The sequence below is a fragment of the Bradyrhizobium barranii subsp. barranii genome (genome assembly GCF_017565645.3).
Lineage (GTDB): Bacteria > Pseudomonadota > Alphaproteobacteria > Rhizobiales > Xanthobacteraceae > Bradyrhizobium > Bradyrhizobium barranii.
Map to the genome: position 1 here is coordinate 8340793 of NZ_CP086136.1, position 17463 is coordinate 8358255.

Sequence of the window (17463 nt, forward strand, 5' to 3'; positions counted from 1 at the left end):
TGGAACGTGAGTCGTGATTCAAGGTCGGGATGATACCCGAAGCAAGAGAAGTCCACCTTTCGAGGAAAGATCGCAAGGTGCTTGAGGCGTGCTGTCGCTCACCGGTGACGTTGCAGCGCGATTTGAAGCGGGCGCGGATAGTTCTGTTGGCGGCGGATGGGCGCAGCACCCGGTCGATCGCCAAGGAAGTTGGGGTCCAGCCGCGGATTGTCAGCCTTTGGCGGCATCGCTATGCCGACCATGGCCTTGAAGGGCTGCAAGACAAGCCGCGGCCTGGCAAGCAGCCGATCTATACGAAGACGACCGACAAGCGGATTCTGAAGCTGCTGGATAAGCCGCCACCGCAAGGGTTTGCGCGCTGGACCGGCCCCCTGCTGGCCGAGGCGCTGGGCGATGTCGATGTCCAATATGTCTGGCGGTTCCTGCGCAGCCACAAGATTGACCTGGTGGCTCGCAAGTCCTGGTGCGAGAGCAACGACCCGAACTTTACGGCCAAAGCCGCCGATGTTGTCGGCCTCTATGTCGCGCCGCCGGCGAAGGCCATTGTGCTGTGCGTGGACGAGAAGCCCTCGATCCAGGCTTTGGAGCGAGCGCAGGGTTATCTGAAGTTGCCCAATGGCCGCGCCTTAACCGGCCAAAGCCACGATTACAAGCGGCATGGCACCACAACATTGTTTGCGGCGCTCGAAGTCGCCACCGGAAAGATCATCGCGACCCATTCAAAACGCCGGCGCCGCGTCGAGTTTCTCGATTTCATGAACAGCGTCACCGCGACTTTTCCGAACCGCAAGCTTCACGTCATCCTCGACAACCTCAACACCCATAAAAAGAACGAGGACTGGCTCAAGGCCCACCCCAACGTGCAATTTCATTTCACGCCGACAAGTGCGTCATGGCTCAATCAGGTCGAAGTATGGTTTTCCATCTTGCAGGGGCAGTCGCTCAGCGGCACCTCCTTCACGAGCCTCAAGCAGCTTCAGGAACACATCGATGCCTACGTCAACGCATACAACGACAGAGCCGAGCCCTTCGTCTGGACCAAGAAAAAGGTCCGTCAACGCCGTTTCAAAGGCCGCCGTATCACTCAGCTCTGATTCCGGGTACTAGTGCTCCCTGCTGCCTGGATAGCCGGATCACCGGCAGAATGCCTCGAGCGAACTCGTCTGCCGCCCTAACCTGGATTGCGCGTCCCTGGGAGCCGGCGGCATCAAGGTTGCGCAGGTTGCCGAGCCTTATCCCGCTTCGGCGCGCTAATTCTCGATACCAGCGTTTACCTCGACGTCTTGCAGGCACGCACGCCGGACGCCGTCGATGAATTGCTGACATATCGCGTCTGCCACCACTCGGCCGTCTGCCTAGCCGAACTAACGCATGTGTTCGGGCGGCTCGATCCGGCCCACCCCTCAACGAGTGGGGTTCTGCAAACGGTACGGGATGTGATTGAAGACATTCCGCAGCATCGCTTGCAAGCTCCAGATACGGCAATGTGGGGCGAAGCGGGAATGCTTGCGGGCGAGCTCTTTCGTCTCAGCGGCGCGCCGAAGGGTGCGGGTCATGAGCGGAAATACCTCAACGATGCGCTCATCTATCTTCAGGCGCGGGGCATCGGTGCCAGCATATTGACAGGGAATGTCGGCGACTTCGACTTCCTGAACCAACTTGTTCCGGGCGTTCCGATCATTCTGTATCGGCAGGCGCGAGCCAATGCCAGTCGCTCAGAAAATTCCCGCGGTGCCTCAAGAACTCCGGGTAGCGAAGGATTAGAAGCTCCCACGGCAGTAAAGGCCACGACGCACGCGTCATTCCACACGATAATCCGGATAGCCGAAGTTTAACCTCAATATTTTATCCCGGTTGAACCGAGTCTGCTGACTGGCGGCTTTGATTTGACGCTGCCGCCAGGTCGGTGCCAATTGTAGTGATGAAGCCATCGCGGCAGATCGGCGGCGCGTTCGGGTGAAGTGTTGTACGCCTGGGCATTCCCATTCGCGCAAGCTCGTCTGAATGAATCGTTCGGCCTTGCCGTGGTCTTCGGCGAGTATCCCGGTGGTTGCGTCCTAGTTGTTTCGTTGTGCGGTCCAATATCCCGAGCAGCGCCCACCTGCTGCGTGGCCGCTCCAGGTCCCGCCGCCGGCGTCTCGCGTCAGCCTTCCCGAGCCTGATGCGTATTTGTCATGGACCGTCACCGACGCGCGAACGGCGCCTGATCTTCCGACATACCCACTGAACTTCACCAGATTGGGATGCGTCACAACGCCGTCGTCTATGTTCACTGCGAAATTGTAGGTCGGATCGCAGCTTCCGCGTTGCGTCACGAAGACGAGATTCCAGGGACCGTCGTAAGAGGTTCGGGCTTCGGCAGCAGTCGCCAGCATAAGGCAGGCACAGCCAATGACATTCGTGATCAGTCGCTTGTTCATGATCTTCTCTCCAGAGGAATTGGTTGATGTTCAGTAGGCAGTCGTATGTACTTGGGTTGGTCTAGTGCAGCTGTTCGTCGACCATCTTCTTTGACCGCGCGTTCCACGAGCCAGTGCGCATTTCGCGCGGGCCTACGCGGCCGTCCAGCCGCCGTCGATCGAGAGGTTGGCGCCGGTGATCTGCGCGGCGTCTTGGCTGCACAGGAACAGCGCCAGCGACGCCACCTGCTCGACCGTGACGAACTCCTTCGTCGGCTGGGCCGCGAGCAGGACGTCGTTGATCACCAGATCCCTGCTCATGTTGCGCGCCTCCATTGTATTCGGGATTTGCTTCTCCACTAATGGCGTCCAGACGTAGCCGGGGCTGATGCAGTTGCAGGTGATCATAGACCGGGCGAGTTCCAGCGCCACCGTCTTGGTGAGTCCCACGATGCCGTGCTTGGCCGCGACATAGGCCGACTTGAAGGGGGACGCGACGAGCGAATGCGCCGAGGCCGTGGTGATGATACGGCCCCAGCCGCGCCTCTTCATGCCAGGAGTAACGGCACGGAACGCATGGAATGCGGAGGGGAGATTGATTGCGATGACTGCGTCCCACTTTTCGACCGGAAAATCCTCGATTGGCGAGACATGCTGGATGCCGGCATTGTTGACGAGCACGTCCACACTGCCAAACGTCCTCTCGGCAAACGAGATCATGTTGGCGATTTCGATTGGCTCGGTCATATTCGCGGGCGAATAGATAGCCTTCACGCCAAAATCGCTCTCGATTGCAGTCCGCGTTTTTTCAACGTCGGCCGGCGCCCCAATCCCGTTGAGCACAATATTGGCGCCAGCACCTGCGAATTCCCGCGCATACGCAAGACCGATGCCGCTGGTCGAGCCAGTCACGACTGCGACTTTACCTTTCAAAATATCCATTTCGCCTTTCCTTGTTGATCTGTGACGGTCTTGTGGCTCAACGCCAGGCTGTTTCCGGGTTCGCGCAGCCGATCGCGGTCATCCATCATGTGACCAGACTTCTCTCGTAGTTCCGGACCGGGCGTCGAACCGGCTGTTGCAGATAGTCGTGAACGACCTTGCCGAGCCCCAGGGTAAGGTCTGCACGGATGTGAACCGCGGACACGATCTCAAGAACCGGCAAGTCGGCCACGGGGGCCAGGGCGTGAGGCGTCAAGGCGAGAGCCGCGGGTCCGGTCCACGCCCCTTTCAAGACAAGCTGCTCGAGGTGATATTCGACCAGTTCGCAGATACGTGGCGTGCCGTCGACGTGCGGAATGATCTTGAGAAGGAAGTTCGGCTCCTCGAGAGCGGCTTTGACTTGCGCCAGGTCGGCTTCGCGGTGCTTGTATCCCATCGTGCCGGTTGCTACCCGCAACGGACCGTAATCCAGAGTGCCGATGAGCGTATCGATCTCGGTCCGCAGCGTCGGCTGGGCAAGCTTTTTCGGAAAGCCCCAGAGCTCGCGGCCGCCTGCGATCGGTCCCTCATCGTTCAGGAACATGCAGTGGGTGTAGCCGCCCCTGCGACCGCGGAACGACACCGGGATGACCTGGCCGCTCTCGGTGTAGTCGCCAAAACCGTTGGAATCCGGCATCCGGATGAATTCGTATTTGACCAGCGCTTCGCGTTCATCAAGTTCGAGCGGAGCCGGAACGACCGATCGCAGCTTCGCCGGATCGGTGCGGTAAGTGATGACCAGGTATTCGCGGTTGACGAAGCGATACGGTCCCGGAGGATAGGCCGGATTGGTGAGCGGCATCGCGAACGCCCGCCTCACGACTTCATTCTCGTGCATTCAATTTCTCCTGTGACTGGGAATAACCGGCTGGCTGGCCTATTCGCGACCATCCTGCTCAAGATCGAAGGTGGAGACGCCGTCCGCACTGGTCGGGCGGGCCAGCACCTCGGGATGTCGGAGGGTGCGCAACGCATCGTGATAGCCGGCGCGCCAATGATCCTGCATCGAGAGGCGGGAAAATTCGTAGTCCTTTGAGTGGCCTTCGTAGTCCCGCGCGCGATAGATCAGGTGAACGAGGCTGTGCACGTTGTGAGAGGCAGCTGTCTTGAGCAGCCTGACGTCCTCTTGCTCGCGCAGATCTTCAGGCAGCCTGCTCAAGAGAGCCGCCACCTCTCGCTGCAACCGGTGCAGGCTCTTGAACTGGTCTGTGCTCGCTCGCGTGCGGCTCGAATATTGAATCTCCTTTTGACGCGTAATGACGTCGGCCATATTGCGCGGAATCTGGCCGCGCGCGCTCCAGAGATCGACCTGAAACACAAGCGTGTCATGACGGGCGCCACACTCGATCACCCACTGCAACGGAGTGTTGGATACGAGGCCGCCATCCCAATAGTGTTCGCCATCGATTTCGACCGCCGGAAAGCCCGGCGGCAGCGCCCCACTCGCAAGGATGTGCTCGGGCCGAATCGTATGCTTAGCCGTGTCGAAATAGACCAGATTGCCGGTCCTCACATTGACGGCACCTGCGCTGAACCGCGTCATACCGGCGTTGTGCGATCGAAATCGACAAGGCGCTCCAATGTCGTCTTTAGCGCGCTCGTGTCGTAGATGCTCGTGGCGGCAAGCGTTCCACCCGCTTGCAACCACGGCGCCAGTGGCCGCGCAGAGAAGAAACCGCTCGCGCCAAACATCGCCGCGAAGCTCGCATTCACCTGATTGAGAAAATTGCGGGTGTGATCGCTATTCATCAAATCGGTGAATGGCGCGTCCAGCGTCACCTGCGTCCAAAACTCGCGAAGCCGGTCAACCCGGGAATTGGGAGGATTGCCCGCGATGATTGCAGCGTTGATCGCTCCAATCGAAATGCCGGCAATCCAATCGGGATGGATGTTGGCTTCAGCCAGGGCCTCGTAGACGCCTCCCTGGTAAGCCCCCAAAGCGCCGCCGCCTTGCAAGAGCAACGCGATGCAATCGAATGGCAGACGCCGCTCGGCGGTCGCGAAGTGTGGGCGAGTCTGAAAGTTCATGGTTCGTGTGCTCTTGGTTTGCGGTTGCTCAAGCCCGCGTTCTGTCCGGATCGCGTTCGTCGTCCGGCTTACTAAAATATACCGTATAGTTTATTTAGTGTCGCGTCAAGCGGGCGCATTCACAAGCTCGTGCTGCAACTGATTGAGTCACGTTCGCTCGACGTTGTTATCGACTGCCCAACCGGTTCGGCACGCTGGCGCAACGCCAAATTCTGCTTCGACGTCACGCCACTGTGGTGAACGAACCGGTCTTTGTTACGAGCACCAGCGATGCCCACGCGCTTACGATATCAACCGCAGTGTTCGTCGGATGAGGTCCGCCCTGCCCGATCTCGTGTTGGCTAGTTGCAGACCAGAACGCGTCGGTGGCGACTGTAGGCATAGTAGCAGTCGCTATCGGAATAATTGCCCTCGTTCGAGCTGCTGCCATAGGCATAGCCGGCATAGGCTCCAGCGGCATAGGCTGCACCATAACCGTATCGCCGCCCGCCATAGCCATGGCTGAAGCTTCCGGAACGGCTGTCGCTGACCAATGCAGAGCGAGCCTGGACCGAGCGTGCAACCGTGGGTCCGTCGCGACCGCCGGCGTGGACGCCGCCAAGCGCCCTTAGATCGCCGCGAGGACCAACGCCGGTGCCCAACCGAGGAGCCGGACCGCCGAGGCCGGCATGGGCCGCAACGCCAGGCCCCATGGGAGGTGGACTTGCGAATGCGGGAGGACCGCCGGCCGCGATCGGCGGAGGACCGCCCGGCCCCATGGGAGGAGGACCGGGAAATTGCGCATACACCGCGGTCGGCGCCAACGAAATCGCTGCGAGCGTCGAGCTGAGCGACAACGTCAAGAGTGTCTTCCTGGACATGATAGTCTCCGTTTCAGATTTGCGTTTCAAGGACCGGCACCGGCGCGGCCGGCGCAAGAGTCGGGTTCGACGAATGAGTTTCGTGCGCCGGGTCAACCGTCTCTGACATTGGCCGGCAATCGTCGTGGACAGGGTGGATCCGGAACCACGCCACATAGAGCGCCGGCAGGAACAGGAGCGTCAGCAGCGTGCCGACGATGATGCCGCCCATCATCGCGTAGGCCATCGGGCCCCAGAAAATCTCGCGCGCGATCGGAATCAGTGCGAGACTTGCGGCGGCTGCTGTCAGCAGGATCGGCCGCATGCGATGCTCGGTCGCTTCCACGACGGCATCCCAGGCCGGGCGCCCCTCCTTCCCCAGATCCTCAATCTGCACGATCAGGATCACTGAGTTCCGGACCAGAATGCCAATCAGCGCCAGCACGCCCAGGATGGCAACGAAGCCGAGAGGAGCGCCGCTCGGCAGCAGGGCCATGACGACGCCGATCACCGCAAGCGGTGCGACCGCAAACACCAGGAACAGGCGATGGAAGCTCCGCAGCTGAATCATCAGGACCGTAGCCATGACGAACAGCATCAGCGGAACGACGGCAACGATCGGCGACTGGCTCTTGGCGCTTTCCTCCACGGAGCCGCCGATCGCCACCGAATAACCCGCCGGCAGTTCCTTGCCGAACTCCGCCACCTTCGGCGCCAACTGGTCCATGATTGTCTTCGGCTGGACGTTGGTGACGATGCCGGCCTTCAGCGTGATCGTGGGAATCCGCGCGCGGCGCCAGATCGTCGGCTGCTCGATTTCGTAGCGCAGATTCGCCACGGCCCCGAGCGGCACCGACTGCCCGCCCTGCCCGGTCAACTGCAGATCCCGGAGCGTATCGATCGAGCCGCGATCGACCGCAGTAGCGCGTCCCGTGACATTGACGAGGTAGATGCTGTCGCGAACCTGTGTGATCGGGGTGCCCTCGAGCACCGAGTTCACTGCCGTGGCGATGTCTTCCGACGTCACGCCGAGCTGGCGCGCCTTGTCCTGGAGAACGTCGACCTTGACGACGCGCGCGGGCTCCATCCAGTCGAACACGACGTTGCCGAGACCGGGGTTGCTCCGGACGATGCCGGCAAGTTCCTGCGAGAGATCTCTGACCTTTGCGATATCTGGTCCGCTCACGCGGTATTGCACGGGACGTCCCACGGGTGGGCCGACCTCAAGCAATTTGACGTAGGTGTCGGTGCCTGGAAACGTCTTCCTCAGATATTCCTCGAACTGCGCCTTGACGAGATCGCGCGCCTTTATGCCACCCTTGGTCACGACCACTTGCTGGCCGAACCATGCATTGGCCGTCTGCACGTCGAACGACAGCACAAACCGCGGCGCGCCGGTGCCGACATACGTCGACCAATGCTCCACGGAGCCATTGCCCTGCAGCTGTTCACGCTCGAAGCGCGCCATCTGCGCATTGGTGTCTGCAATCGAGGCATTTTGCGGCAGATTCCAGTCGATCACCAGCTCGTCACGGTCCGACGAGGGAAAGAACTGCTGCTGCACGAAAGTCATGCCGAACAACGCCACGAATAAGGCCGCAACCGTCACGCCGACCGTGATCCAGCGGTGATGCATGCAGACGAGCAGCAGGCGGGCGAACATCTGCGCCAGCCGGCCCTTCTTCCCGTGGTGCCCCTTCATCTTTGCGGGCAGGATGGTGACGCCGAGCAGCGGCGTGAACAGCACTGCGACGATCCACGACACGATCAGGGAGACCCCAATCACCACGAACAGGGTGAAGGTGAACTCACCGGCATTGCTGGCGTTCAGCCCGATCGGGATGAAACCGGCGACGGTGACCAGCGTGCCCGTCAGCATGGGAAAGGCGGTCGACGTATAGACGTGGGTCGCCGCCTTTTCCAGAGGATCGCCGACCTCCAGCCGGGCCACCATCATTTCGACCGCAATCATCGCGTCATCGACCAGAAGGCCCAGCGCGATGATCAATGCACCCAGCGAAATTCTCTGCAATGAAATGCCGGCATAGTTCATCACCACGAACGTAATGGCGAGAACCAGCGGGATCGCAATTGCGACGACAAGCCCGGCGCGCATGCCCAAGCTGAGAAAGCTGATGGCGAGAACGATAACGACGGCCTCAAACAGCGCTTCAGTAAAGCCCGACACCGCATGCTCGACGACAACAGGCTGATCGGCGACCAGGTGAACGCCGACGCCGATCGGCAGGTCGGAAATGACCTTCGTCATTTGCTCTTTCAGCGCCTCGCCGAAGTGAAGCAGGTTTGCGCCGGACTTCATGCCGATGGCGAGCCCGATTGCAGGCTGGCCGTTGTACCTGAACAAGGTCTTGGCCGGATCGGCATAACCGCGCGTGATGGTCGCGACGTCAGTGAGCGGAAAGAAGCGGTCGTTGATCCGAAGATTGACCGCGTTCAGGCTTGCCTCCGACGTGAACCGGCCGTTGACCCGCACGCTGATCCGCTCGGGCCCGTCCTGGAAGACTCCGGACGGCGCGACCGCGTTTTGTCCCTGCAAAGAGGCCATGATCGAGTGGACGTCGAGGCCAAGGGCCGCGACCTTCCGGGTAGAGAATTCGAGGTAAATTACCTCGTCCTGTGTTCCCAGAATGTCGACCTTACCCACATCCGGCACGGTCAACACCTTGGCGCGGATACCCTCGACCTCGTCGCGCAGCTGACGCTGGGTCAAGCCGTCGCTGGTGAAGGCATAAATGTTGCCGAACACGTCGCCGAAGCGATCGTTGAAGCCCGGCCCGATCACGCCTTGCGGGAATTCGCCCTTGATATCCGCGATCATGTTGCGGACGCGGACCCAGGTTGGCTTGACGTCAGCCGCTTTTGTCGTGTCTCGCAGATAGACGAATACGGTGGTCTGGCCCGCGACCGTCACGCTCTTGGTGTAGTCTAGCGATTCCAGCTCCTCGAGCTTCTTTTCGATCCTGTCAGTGACCTGGCGCGTCATTTCGTCGGGCGCTGCGCCCGGCCACTGCGCCTGGATCACCATGGTCTTGATGGTGAAGTCGGGATCTTCCTGACGACCAAGCTGAAGATAGGCAAAGAGGCCTGCCGCCATGAAGGCGATCATGAAATACCAGACGAGCGAACGGTGGCGGAGCGCCCAGTCGGAAAGGTTGAACGACGTCATGGCTTCTGATCCTTTTCGATACGGACGTGTTGTCCTTGTTTGAGGCTGTGGATTCCGGCGGTCACGATGCGCGCGCCGGGGGCAAGCCCACTGGCGACGCGGGCACCTGCGGGGTCCCCGGCGAGATCGACCTTGTGCAGCGACACGGTGCTCGCAGGCTGATCGACGACCCAGACAAAATTCTCGCCATCCTTGGCGAGCACCGCCGAGGCGGGGACACGCAATGTCGGGCTTTGCGTTTTGTCGAGCGTCGCGGTGACAGTCGTGCCCAAGCGGAAGCTTTCAGGCGGATAGTTCAGGGCGATACGGACTCGCCGCAGGCGCGTCACGGGGTCTGCCTGCGGAGCGATCTCGCGAACCTTGCCGTCGCCCCGGACGGCGGGGAGCAACTGCAAGCCGACACTGAACGGCAAGCCAATTTCAAGCGGCACCGGGAAATCCTCCCCGATATCGACCACCGCCTCCCGGATGTCGGGCCTCGCAACCGTCACGACATTTTGGCCAGGAGAGACCACTTGTCCGACTTCTGCGCCCACCGCAGTGACGACACCGGCGAAATCGGCCTTGAGCTGGGCATAGCCCCGTTGCTCGATGGCCTTGATCAAGTTCGCCTGTGTGTGTGCGACCGACGCGGCGGCACCGGCTCGCGCCTGCTCGGCGTTGTCCAGTGTCTGCTTGGTGGTGGCGTCGGTTGTGATGAGGGTCCGCTGCCGCTCCTCAGTCGCCTTGGCAGTCGCCAGGAGCGCTTCGGCCTTGGTGAGCTCAGCCTTCGCCGAGCGCACCGCAAGCTCCAGAGCCATGGAATCGATGACACCGACTGTTTGTCCTTCGCTGACGACGTCACCAACGGAGACGGGACGCCCGGTCAGACGTCCCAGGACGCGGAACGCGAGATTGGTCTTATACTGCGGCTCAACAACGCCAACGGCGACGATGCCGTCCGGGCGGCTTGGCTCAAGCACCATCGACAGCACGGGTCGCACAGGCTCGGGCGCTTTCACCTCCTGCTGGCATCCAACCAGCACCAGCGCGGATACAATCGCGCCGGCTGTAATCATAGCGCGCCTCTTCATGACGGATCTCCCTCATATGTCACGGCCTGGCCATTGCTCAGCAGCTTGCCGCCATCGATCACGACGCGCTCCCCCGGCTTGAGTCCCGCCTTGATCAGCACTTCACGGGCTTCATAACCGCCGATCGTCACCGGCTTCAGCGCAGCTGTTTTGGTCGCCGGGTCGACGGTCCAAACCGCGGGCTTCGATCCCGCCGCCGCCAATGCACTCCAGGGCAATGCGATCTGCTGCTGGGCTTTCGCTTTGACGGTTCCTGCAACGGCGCTTCCAAGCGTCATCGCTGCCGATGGATCCTGAATGGCAACCTTGACGCGGATGGTCGCGCTTCTCGCGTCAATCGCGGGCGAGACTTCCCTGACATGCCCGCTCGCCATCACGCCAGCGTCGGAGACAAGCGCCAGCGATACGCTGCCGGCGTCGAGATCACCAAAGAAGAGGGATTCGTAGATGTCGAAGACGGCATCCCGTTCTCCGTCCTGCGCCAGCGAAAACACGGGTTGCGCGGCCTGTACGACCTGGCCGACTTCCAGATTGCGCGCGGTGACCACGCCTGCCGCTTCCGCGCGCAGTGCGGTATAGCCAAGGGCGTCTTTCGACGTTCCCAGCTCCGCCTTTGCTGCTTCAAGCGCACCTTCTGCGGTTCGCAATCCTTCCTGCGCCTGATCGTAGACCGTCCGCGTGGTAAAACCGCTTGCGATCAGCGCCTTCTGCCGTTCGAAGGTTACCTTGGCCACGCGCAGCTGAGATTCTGCGGCCAGCACCGCCGCGGTCGCGGCATCGACGTCGGCCTGCTGCTCCGCTGGATCGAGTACAGCCAGGATCTCACCAGCCTCGACGTGCGCGCCGACATCGACGTAGCGCGCGAGCACACGTCCACTGACGCGGAATGACTGGTCAGCGTGGAAACGGGCCTGGATTTCGCCGGTCAGCGTGACGGAGGCTTGCCGGTCGCGCGGCTGCACGATCTCCGTGCGCACGATAGCAGCGCGCATGATGGGAGCGGCAGAATGATCATTGCAACCACTCAGCGCGATTGCGGCCAGCGCGGCCGCCAGGAGGCCAGCCCCTCTCAGCCTGCCTTTGCTGGCAGTTTCAGCGTTGCCATTTTGGTTGGCTGCGTGATGTTTCATGACAAGTCCATGTGGTCAGTCACGGTTATCTCCTCAGGTTGCTCCTGCCGGTCCATCCGGACGAGCTATCGCAGACCCGGCAAGCAAAGCTGTCTGCGCTGGCTTTTATTACACTAAACCGTATATTTTCTTTTTCTTGCATTTTCCTTCCCTGCATGTCAAGCGGGATCTGCAAACTCGTAACTAGGAGATCGTGATGGCGAAGAACAAAAGCCCGAAACGCGGCAGACCGCCCAAGGACCTCGCCGGCGACGTCCAGGCGCGGATTCTCGATGCGGCCCAGCAGCTCTTTCTCGAGAAAGGGTTTCGGAGTGCCAGCATCGATGACATCTCCGAGTTGGCCCCTGCGAGCAAACCGACCATCTATGCCCACTTCCCCGGCAAGGAGGCGCTGTTTGTGGCCGTGGTGGCACGGACCATCAACGGATTGACAGATTTCGAGGGGTTCACGCCGGCAGGCCGCACCATCCAGGAAAAACTCGCCAATCTCGGCATCGAGATCGTGGAGAGATTCGTCGAGGACACGTTGGATCTCACGCGCGCGACGATCGCCGAGGCGCGGCGATTTCCCGAGTTGAGCCGAAATGTTCACGACGCGGCGCGCGACCGCGCGGCTGGGGCAGTATCGCAGCTCTTGAACGAGGCAACGCAAAGGGTCGCGCGCTCACCTAAAGGACCTTTCAGCGCAAAGCGGAGCGTAGCGACCGCGCAGATGTTCATGGATCTCATCCTGCTTCCGATGCTTATGAGATCTCTGATGGGTGAGGACCTGAAGGATCTCCAAAAAGAACTGCCGACGTTCCTGCACGAACGGGTCAATTTCTTTCTTGCGGCTTGCGAGGCAGATTGGAGGCCGTGAATCAGCCACACCCCGCCCGCTATCCTTGCGCCACCGCTTTGGGACGTAAGTCGGCGCCGAGGTCGATCGACTGCCCCCACGGTACGTGATGCAGGGCGCCCGCGCAGAAATCCATCACCTCGTCAAACGCGGGCCGAACGGTAGCCGACTTGATCCGCGATGGATTGAGATATCCGTCCATTGCTTCAAGCAGGCAACCAGTCATCGCCATCGGACTTCCCGGTCGCAGTTCGCCGCTCGCCTGTCCGCCAGCAATGATCGCGCGCACAAGTTCCCGGATCCGGTCTGCGTGAGACAGCGCGACTGGCCAGTTCTCGCTTACCGCCGCAGCGACCAATTCGTGTAATTTGCTGTCGTTCTCCAGCCGGTGTTCGTGCAGTTGCGAGATTGCGCTCAAAGCGGCCGTTAGACGCTCCAGAGCCGATCCGCTCAAGAGAGCCGCAAGGATTGCGGCCGCGGAGACCTGTTCGAACAAATCCGCCACGACCGCCTCTTCGATCGCCTGCTTTGAAGCGAAGAAGCGGTAGACGTTGGCGGGCGACATCGACGTTCCGCGAGCGATATCGGCGACGGTGGTCTTCCTGAACCCGATTTTGCGGTGCAATCGGATCGCGGCTTGTACGATCCGCTGACGAATGCACGGCGATCCGGCCTGAGGTACGCGTTCCTGCATCGCTTGGGACCTCAGTGAGATGGGATCGAATGCAATTCGCGTCGGCAGGCTTCCCCGAAGCCACGCAAGGGATCCATTTCCTCCAGGAACTCAGGCAGATCGCCAAATTCGCGGTTTGGTGACAGGTAGGTTTCGATGATCAGGCGACCTGCCCGCTCCGCGGCTTGAACCACTTGATCGCTGGACAGAATCCTCATCCGCCCTATGAGCGCATACAGATTGACCAGTTGCGGAATCTCGGATTTGTCGCTGACGAGCGCGTCGGCGTAGACTCGGGAGGCCTCCTCGATGAAGCTTCGATAGAGCCGCTCGCGCTTGGAAATCGACCGGGCATAGTGACGCTCGCGAAGCCTGCGGCGCCGAGTCACCCATCCAGTTACGATTGTGGAGATCGCTCCGAAGGCCGAGCCCCCGAACGCAGCGAAAGCGGGCGCATAAATCGTGTTCATACGATCAGTCCTCATCTCTTGCGCCGCGGTGGCGGGGCGATCCGATGGTCCTGACCGCAGCAGTTCCCGCAGCGTGATCGAAGACGGCCCTGCAAGCATCGCTCAGGTCTGACTCTCTTTGCCTGAGACAGGCCTCCACATTCGTGGCGTCGGGGATGTAGCTAAGGCACAGCCGGAAGGCGTCAGGCGCGCATGCGGCCCTCTGTTCGGGAGTGCCGCGGTTCTCCTGCGCAAAGGCAGTCCCATTGCCGAACGTCGCCGCCAGCATGACGACTAATGTGAACTTGAACATACCGAATCCCTTCTTCTGTTGAGCATCGCTCGTTCGAACAGGTGAACGCAGCGTCACGCTCCGAGACCCACCCTTCAAACAGTCTGAACACGCGCTTGTGACTCTTCGCTCTTGACACATCCCTCAGGCCGGGATGTATATGAAATATACGGTGTAGTATATTTATGGAGCCGAGAATGTCAACGCTTTTGTGGTCGCTCGCGAAGGAAAATCCGTGGCCGGGGCTTGCGCTCGCATCCCTGAACCTGGTCGTGGCTCTGTCTCTCGTGGGCCTGAGCCTGCTGCTGGGCGTCACGATATCGTTGCTTGCCGGGCTGCACGCGTTCGTCGGCGAGCGGTCTTGGATCACGCCAAAGGGACTTCAGCGCGGGAGCGGGGCGCTGTGAGCAGAACATCCGTCTTGTCAATGCGTGCGCGCGGCTCAGTCGATACTCAAGCTCCCGTGCTGGGTTACTTTCTGTGGGTCGGCGGAGCGTTGCTCGTGCTGCTCTTTGCAGCCAATTCCCTGTTGCCCGAGACCCCGGCGAGCAGGCTCATCGAATCGCATTCTACACTTCCGCCGATCCGAATCGCCTCCGAGCTGAAGAGATCGGAAGCAGTTGTCATCGATACCAGCCTGCCCGGTTTCCTGCCCATTCTCCCGCACAGGGAGATTGCAGTCCCCTCGCCGCTCAGCTCGGATGTGGCCGATGCTGTACGACAGCCGTCCGCGTTATTGTCCGAGCAATCCGATGCGAGTGACGGGAGCCCCGCAATCCCGACCCGTATCCGTGAAACGTTGGCGCAGTTAGGTCCGGGAGTTTCCGATCAAGCCGGCTCAAGCCCGAGGCCAGCCGGGCTTGCCTCCGAACCACGGCGCAGAATCGCTCCCACCCGGTCGGAGAAGCGGCGGCGACCAGCTCGGCATCCGAGTTTCGATAGCACTCTCGAATGGTGCGCTTCACTGAGCCACGGCCAAGGTTCGTGTCGATAGGCCGTCATGGACCCGCGCACACACCGATAAGACCACCGGTCAGTTTTTCACGAACAGCCACTGGATTTGCCTCATGTCGAAGAAGCGATTGTTAGCGATTATCGTTTTGTCCGCCACGCTTGCTGCTACGGGCGCGATAGCCGATGTCACCCACACACCTTTGGACGCCACAAATAGAGGCCTAGCCGCGCAAGGCGATGCCGATGAGGCGGCGATTCGTCGCCTGCTCGAGCAATTTCGCACAATAAAAATACCACTCAGTCAGGCGGTAGCGATCGCCGAGAATTTGCATGAGGGTTCAAGGACCGCGGATGTTAGCTTTGAGATTTCCGGTCCGGCCATTTATCGCGTGCGGACGGTAGGCAATGAACGACTTTGGGAAAATGTCATAGATGCGAACACCGGAAGCGTGACAGAAAAGGAAATTTCGTCATCGTTGAGGGAGGTCGACCGAGAGGATCTGGGCAACATCATTGCCCTGAAGTCCGTTGAGCAGGAGCTTTCGGACGCCGTACGCATCGCCGAGAAAGCTGCTGCGGGAAGCGCTCTCGCCGGAGGTCTGGTGAAGCAGGATGGCAAACTCAACTTCGTGGTCGTCATCGCCAGTGGTGATCGCTTGAAGGAGGTTATGCTTGAGCCGCCCAGAGTCGGCAGGGAAAAGTCGGCTCGCCATTAGGCGCCGCCGACAGCAGCAACGTCAATGCAAACATCCGAGCGCGCTCGCGTACGATAGCGCACGTCAGCGGCGGTTTGAATATTTCCGGACACCAAGGGCGACGAGGAAATTTTTCGCGAATGCGCCAGCCACAGTGAGGCATCGCGCCGAGGCTAGTCGGCTAATGTCGCCAGTAAATTCCGCACGCGCTCGCCGTTGTTCACCAGCGTCCTGTTCAGCGAACGCGGCTGATGTCTACCTAAGTGCCTGAGTTTGCTGGCGCTCCCTAGGGGAATCGACCCCCTGTTTCAGCCTTGAGAGGGCCGCGTCCTTCTATGCCCGACGCGGCCTCGTGCATAAGAGCTGGATGCCAGCCCTGGCACTTAGCATCATCCGACGCCCATGAGCGCGCCACACACGTCCGCACCAAAGGCACCTCGGTGGAACGGCGTTGAGGTGCCCTTGGCTTGACTCGACTATTCCGCTTTTGACTCAACTTATACGCAGTTGGACACGGCCGTCACGTGAGCAGCATTACTCCGAGTACTTGAACTCGGGCATGTTCTTCAGCTCGTCCTTGCTGGCATTGAACACGACGTGGTCCGGATACCATTTCGACGCGGACGAGGCGGTCGTAGCGGTCGTCGTCGTGGTCTTCTCGGTGCCGGTCGCAGCGCCAGTGGTCGTGGTCGCCGCAGGCTTCGCGCCCGTGCCGGTGTAGGCGACGGCCTCGTTGACGAACTTCAGCTTCTCGTAGGGGACGGCGACCAGATGCTCGCCCATGCCGAGGAAGCCGCCGACGCCGATCACGGCAATCTTGATGTTGCCGCTCTTGTCCATCAGCAGGTCGTTGATCGAGCCAATGTTCTCGTTGGCGTCGTTGTAGATCTTCAGGCCCGACATCTTCGACGCACGCCACTCGCCCGACGCAGTCGTCGTCGTGGTGGTGGTGGTTGTGGCCGCGGGCGCCGCCTTGTCGGTGGTGGCCGTCGGGTTTTGCGCGAACGCAACGGTCGCAAGCAGTGCGGTGCCGGCAAGGCCGGCGGCGATCGATTTCATCAACATTGTTGTCCTCTCCTTCAGCAGAAAGCTTATGCGGAGAGAACAGCGGCGATCATCCGCAGTTCCTTTTCTGCGGCAATTTCGTCACGCGATGATGGCGCTGCGCTGCGACGAAAGTTCCTGCGTCACTCAGGAACGTTCGATGAGGAACGTACCTGATGCACAGTTCCCCGCCGACGATCATGCGCCCTGGGTGAAGCACGATCGCGGCGAGGAACGCGCCGCCCTGCGTCGCTCAGGTCAGCTCTTGAAGTCGATCAGAAGCGCGGAGAAATCCGAACCGCCGAATGAGCTGCCGTTGGCGCCGTAGGACGCGCTCGACGATTGCGACTGCTGGAGCGCCTGGAGGAATTGCTGGAGAATGTCCGCCGTGGTCGTGTTGGTCGACGTGCTGCTGGTCGAGTCCGTCGAGGACGAATCCGATGAGCTGTCATCGGGCGGCGGTCCGCCCGCACCACCGGGACCGCCGGGACCACCAGGACCGCCGGCGCCGCCGGGCCCCTTGGCGAAAGCGGACTGAAACACGTTCTTCAGTTCGTCCGCCTGGTCCGAGGTCAGCGTCCCGTTCGACACTTCGTTGGCGATGAGATCGTCGATCTTCGACTTCATCTCGTCCTTGGAAGGACGCGTGCCGCTCGACTGATCGCTGGATCGGCTCGACTGCAAGGCGGTGTCGATGTCGGTCAGCGCGGTCGAGAGCGCCGACTGGTCCGACGACGAGATCGTGCCGTCGGAAACGTCCGATTGCAATTGCTGCTGAAGCCGCTGCAGGGGCGACTGGTAGTTACCGGCGGAGGCCGCCGAAATCGAGGTCATAATGGCTCCGTGGCTTTTGCGGGGTTTCGTAAGCGACACCGCCACGG

General features: G+C 60.9%; 15 protein-coding genes and 3 pseudogenes. 5 read left to right on the forward strand and 13 right to left on the reverse strand.

Features of this window, described 5'->3' with window-relative positions; translation table 11 throughout:
- Positions 1 to 29: 29 nt before the first annotated feature.
- Positions 30 to 1094 carry an IS630-like element ISRj1 family transposase gene (locus J4G43_RS40770; protein WP_011084514.1) on the forward strand — a complete coding sequence of 355 codons (1065 nt, stop codon included), beginning with the start codon at positions 30 to 32 and terminating at the stop codon, positions 1092 to 1094.
- 150 nt (positions 1095 to 1244) lie between these two features.
- Positions 1245 to 1697: pseudogene (locus J4G43_RS40775) on the forward strand (type II toxin-antitoxin system VapC family toxin); the annotation flags it as partial.
- Between the two features lie 102 nt (positions 1698 to 1799).
- Here J4G43_RS40775 and J4G43_RS40780 read toward each other — a convergent pair.
- The 9 genes and pseudogenes from J4G43_RS40780 to J4G43_RS40820 form a co-directional block, all read right to left on the reverse strand.
- Positions 1800 to 2059, reverse strand: a pseudogene (locus J4G43_RS40780) (integrase core domain-containing protein); the annotation flags it as partial.
- Positions 2058 to 2420, reverse strand: a complete 363-nt coding sequence (locus tag J4G43_RS40785; RefSeq protein WP_208088330.1) for a hypothetical protein — start codon at positions 2418 to 2420, stop codon at positions 2058 to 2060. The pseudogene J4G43_RS40780 and the gene J4G43_RS40785, both read right to left, overlap by 2 nt.
- A gap of 132 nt (positions 2421 to 2552) precedes the next feature.
- Positions 2553 to 3341, reverse strand: a complete 789-nt coding sequence (locus J4G43_RS40790; RefSeq protein ID WP_208088331.1) for a 3-hydroxybutyrate dehydrogenase — start codon at positions 3339 to 3341, stop codon at positions 2553 to 2555.
- Between the two features lie 85 nt (positions 3342 to 3426).
- Entirely contained in the window at positions 3427 to 4218 is a 792-nt protein-coding gene (locus J4G43_RS40795) for an acetoacetate decarboxylase (protein WP_208088332.1), read from the reverse strand.
- Positions 4219 to 4257: 39 nt separating this feature from the next.
- Positions 4258 to 5408 (reverse strand): annotated as a pseudogene (locus J4G43_RS40800) (DUF3734 domain-containing protein).
- Positions 5409 to 5749: 341 nt separating this feature from the next.
- On the reverse strand, positions 5750 to 6268 hold the full coding sequence (locus J4G43_RS40805; RefSeq protein ID WP_208088333.1) for a hypothetical protein: 519 nt from the start codon (positions 6266 to 6268) through the stop codon (positions 5750 to 5752).
- A 13-nt stretch (positions 6269 to 6281) separates the two neighbouring features.
- The gene (locus J4G43_RS40810) at positions 6282 to 9434 is read right to left on the reverse strand and encodes an efflux RND transporter permease subunit (protein ID WP_208088334.1); all 3153 of its coding nucleotides are present in this window, start codon (positions 9432 to 9434) and stop codon (positions 6282 to 6284) included.
- Positions 9431 to 10507, reverse strand: a complete 1077-nt coding sequence (locus J4G43_RS40815; RefSeq protein ID WP_208088335.1) for an efflux RND transporter periplasmic adaptor subunit — start codon at positions 10505 to 10507, stop codon at positions 9431 to 9433. The genes J4G43_RS40810 and J4G43_RS40815 overlap by 4 nt, the downstream gene beginning before the upstream one ends.
- Entirely contained in the window at positions 10504 to 11637 is a 1134-nt protein-coding gene (locus J4G43_RS40820; protein ID WP_208088336.1) for an efflux RND transporter periplasmic adaptor subunit, read from the reverse strand. The genes J4G43_RS40815 and J4G43_RS40820 overlap by 4 nt, the downstream gene beginning before the upstream one ends.
- A gap of 196 nt (positions 11638 to 11833) precedes the next feature.
- On the opposite strand from J4G43_RS40820, the gene J4G43_RS40825 reads away from it, so the two are divergent.
- Complete coding sequence (locus J4G43_RS40825) at positions 11834 to 12496, forward strand: TetR/AcrR family transcriptional regulator (protein WP_208088337.1); 663 nt, start codon at positions 11834 to 11836, stop codon at positions 12494 to 12496.
- Positions 12497 to 12515: 19 nt separating this feature from the next.
- Here the strand turns inward: J4G43_RS40825 and J4G43_RS40830 are convergent, their stop codons facing one another.
- Together J4G43_RS40830 and J4G43_RS40835 are read right to left on the reverse strand one after the other, a co-directional pair.
- Complete coding sequence (locus J4G43_RS40830; protein ID WP_208088338.1) at positions 12516 to 13169, reverse strand: TetR/AcrR family transcriptional regulator; 654 nt, start codon at positions 13167 to 13169, stop codon at positions 12516 to 12518.
- A gap of 11 nt (positions 13170 to 13180) precedes the next feature.
- Complete coding sequence (locus J4G43_RS40835; protein WP_225005405.1) at positions 13181 to 13618, reverse strand: hypothetical protein; 438 nt, start codon at positions 13616 to 13618, stop codon at positions 13181 to 13183.
- 468 nt (positions 13619 to 14086) lie between these two features.
- On the opposite strand from J4G43_RS40835, the gene J4G43_RS40840 reads away from it, so the two are divergent.
- Both J4G43_RS40840 and J4G43_RS40845 read left to right on the forward strand, forming a co-directional pair.
- Positions 14087 to 14296: a hypothetical protein gene (locus J4G43_RS40840; protein WP_208088339.1), complete on the forward strand. Its 210-nt coding sequence runs from the start codon at positions 14087 to 14089 to the stop codon at positions 14294 to 14296.
- A gap of 660 nt (positions 14297 to 14956) precedes the next feature.
- Positions 14957 to 15559, forward strand: coding sequence for a PepSY domain-containing protein (locus J4G43_RS40845; protein WP_208088340.1), 603 nt, complete (start codon positions 14957 to 14959; stop codon positions 15557 to 15559).
- Positions 15560 to 16072: 513 nt separating this feature from the next.
- Here the strand turns inward: J4G43_RS40845 and J4G43_RS40850 are convergent.
- Complete coding sequence (locus J4G43_RS40850; protein ID WP_208088341.1) at positions 16073 to 16603, reverse strand: PRC-barrel domain-containing protein; 531 nt, start codon at positions 16601 to 16603, stop codon at positions 16073 to 16075.
- Between the two features lie 237 nt (positions 16604 to 16840).
- Positions 16841 to 17416 carry a hypothetical protein gene (locus J4G43_RS40855; RefSeq protein WP_208088342.1) on the reverse strand — a complete coding sequence of 192 codons (576 nt, stop codon included), beginning with the start codon at positions 17414 to 17416 and terminating at the stop codon, positions 16841 to 16843.
- Between the last annotated feature and the right edge of the window lie 47 nt (positions 17417 to 17463).

What these genes read in the sequence shown, in the direction of transcription:
- J4G43_RS40845 (WP_208088340.1), top strand. Translation starts at nt 14,957, where the DNA reads ATGTCGAAGAAGCGATTGTTAGCGATTATCGTTTTGTCCGCCACGCTT.
- J4G43_RS40825 (WP_208088337.1), top strand. Translation starts at nt 11,834, where the DNA reads ATGGCGAAGAACAAAAGCCCGAAACGCGGCAGACCGCCCAAGGACCTC.
- J4G43_RS40770 (WP_011084514.1), top strand. Translation starts at nt 30, where the DNA reads ATGATACCCGAAGCAAGAGAAGTCCACCTTTCGAGGAAAGATCGCAAG.
- J4G43_RS40795 (WP_208088332.1), bottom strand. Translation starts at nt 4,218, where the DNA reads ATGCACGAGAATGAAGTCGTGAGGCGGGCGTTCGCGATGCCGCTCACC.
- J4G43_RS40835 (WP_225005405.1), bottom strand. Translation starts at nt 13,618, where the DNA reads ATGAACACGATTTATGCGCCCGCTTTCGCTGCGTTCGGGGGCTCGGCC.
- J4G43_RS40790 (WP_208088331.1), bottom strand. Translation starts at nt 3,341, where the DNA reads ATGGATATTTTGAAAGGTAAAGTCGCAGTCGTGACTGGCTCGACCAGC.
- J4G43_RS40850 (WP_208088341.1), bottom strand. Translation starts at nt 16,603, where the DNA reads ATGTTGATGAAATCGATCGCCGCCGGCCTTGCCGGCACCGCACTGCTT.
- J4G43_RS40855 (WP_208088342.1), bottom strand. Translation starts at nt 17,416, where the DNA reads ATGACCTCGATTTCGGCGGCCTCCGCCGGTAACTACCAGTCGCCCCTG.
- J4G43_RS40805 (WP_208088333.1), bottom strand. Translation starts at nt 6,268, where the DNA reads ATGTCCAGGAAGACACTCTTGACGTTGTCGCTCAGCTCGACGCTCGCA.
- J4G43_RS40815 (WP_208088335.1), bottom strand. Translation starts at nt 10,507, where the DNA reads ATGAAGAGGCGCGCTATGATTACAGCCGGCGCGATTGTATCCGCGCTG.
- J4G43_RS40840 (WP_208088339.1), top strand. Translation starts at nt 14,087, where the DNA reads ATGTCAACGCTTTTGTGGTCGCTCGCGAAGGAAAATCCGTGGCCGGGG.
- J4G43_RS40785 (WP_208088330.1), bottom strand. Translation starts at nt 2,420, where the DNA reads ATGAACAAGCGACTGATCACGAATGTCATTGGCTGTGCCTGCCTTATG.
- J4G43_RS40820 (WP_208088336.1), bottom strand. Translation starts at nt 11,637, where the DNA reads ATGAAACATCACGCAGCCAACCAAAATGGCAACGCTGAAACTGCCAGC.
- J4G43_RS40810 (WP_208088334.1), bottom strand. Translation starts at nt 9,434, where the DNA reads ATGACGTCGTTCAACCTTTCCGACTGGGCGCTCCGCCACCGTTCGCTC.
- J4G43_RS40830 (WP_208088338.1), bottom strand. Translation starts at nt 13,169, where the DNA reads ATGCAGGAACGCGTACCTCAGGCCGGATCGCCGTGCATTCGTCAGCGG.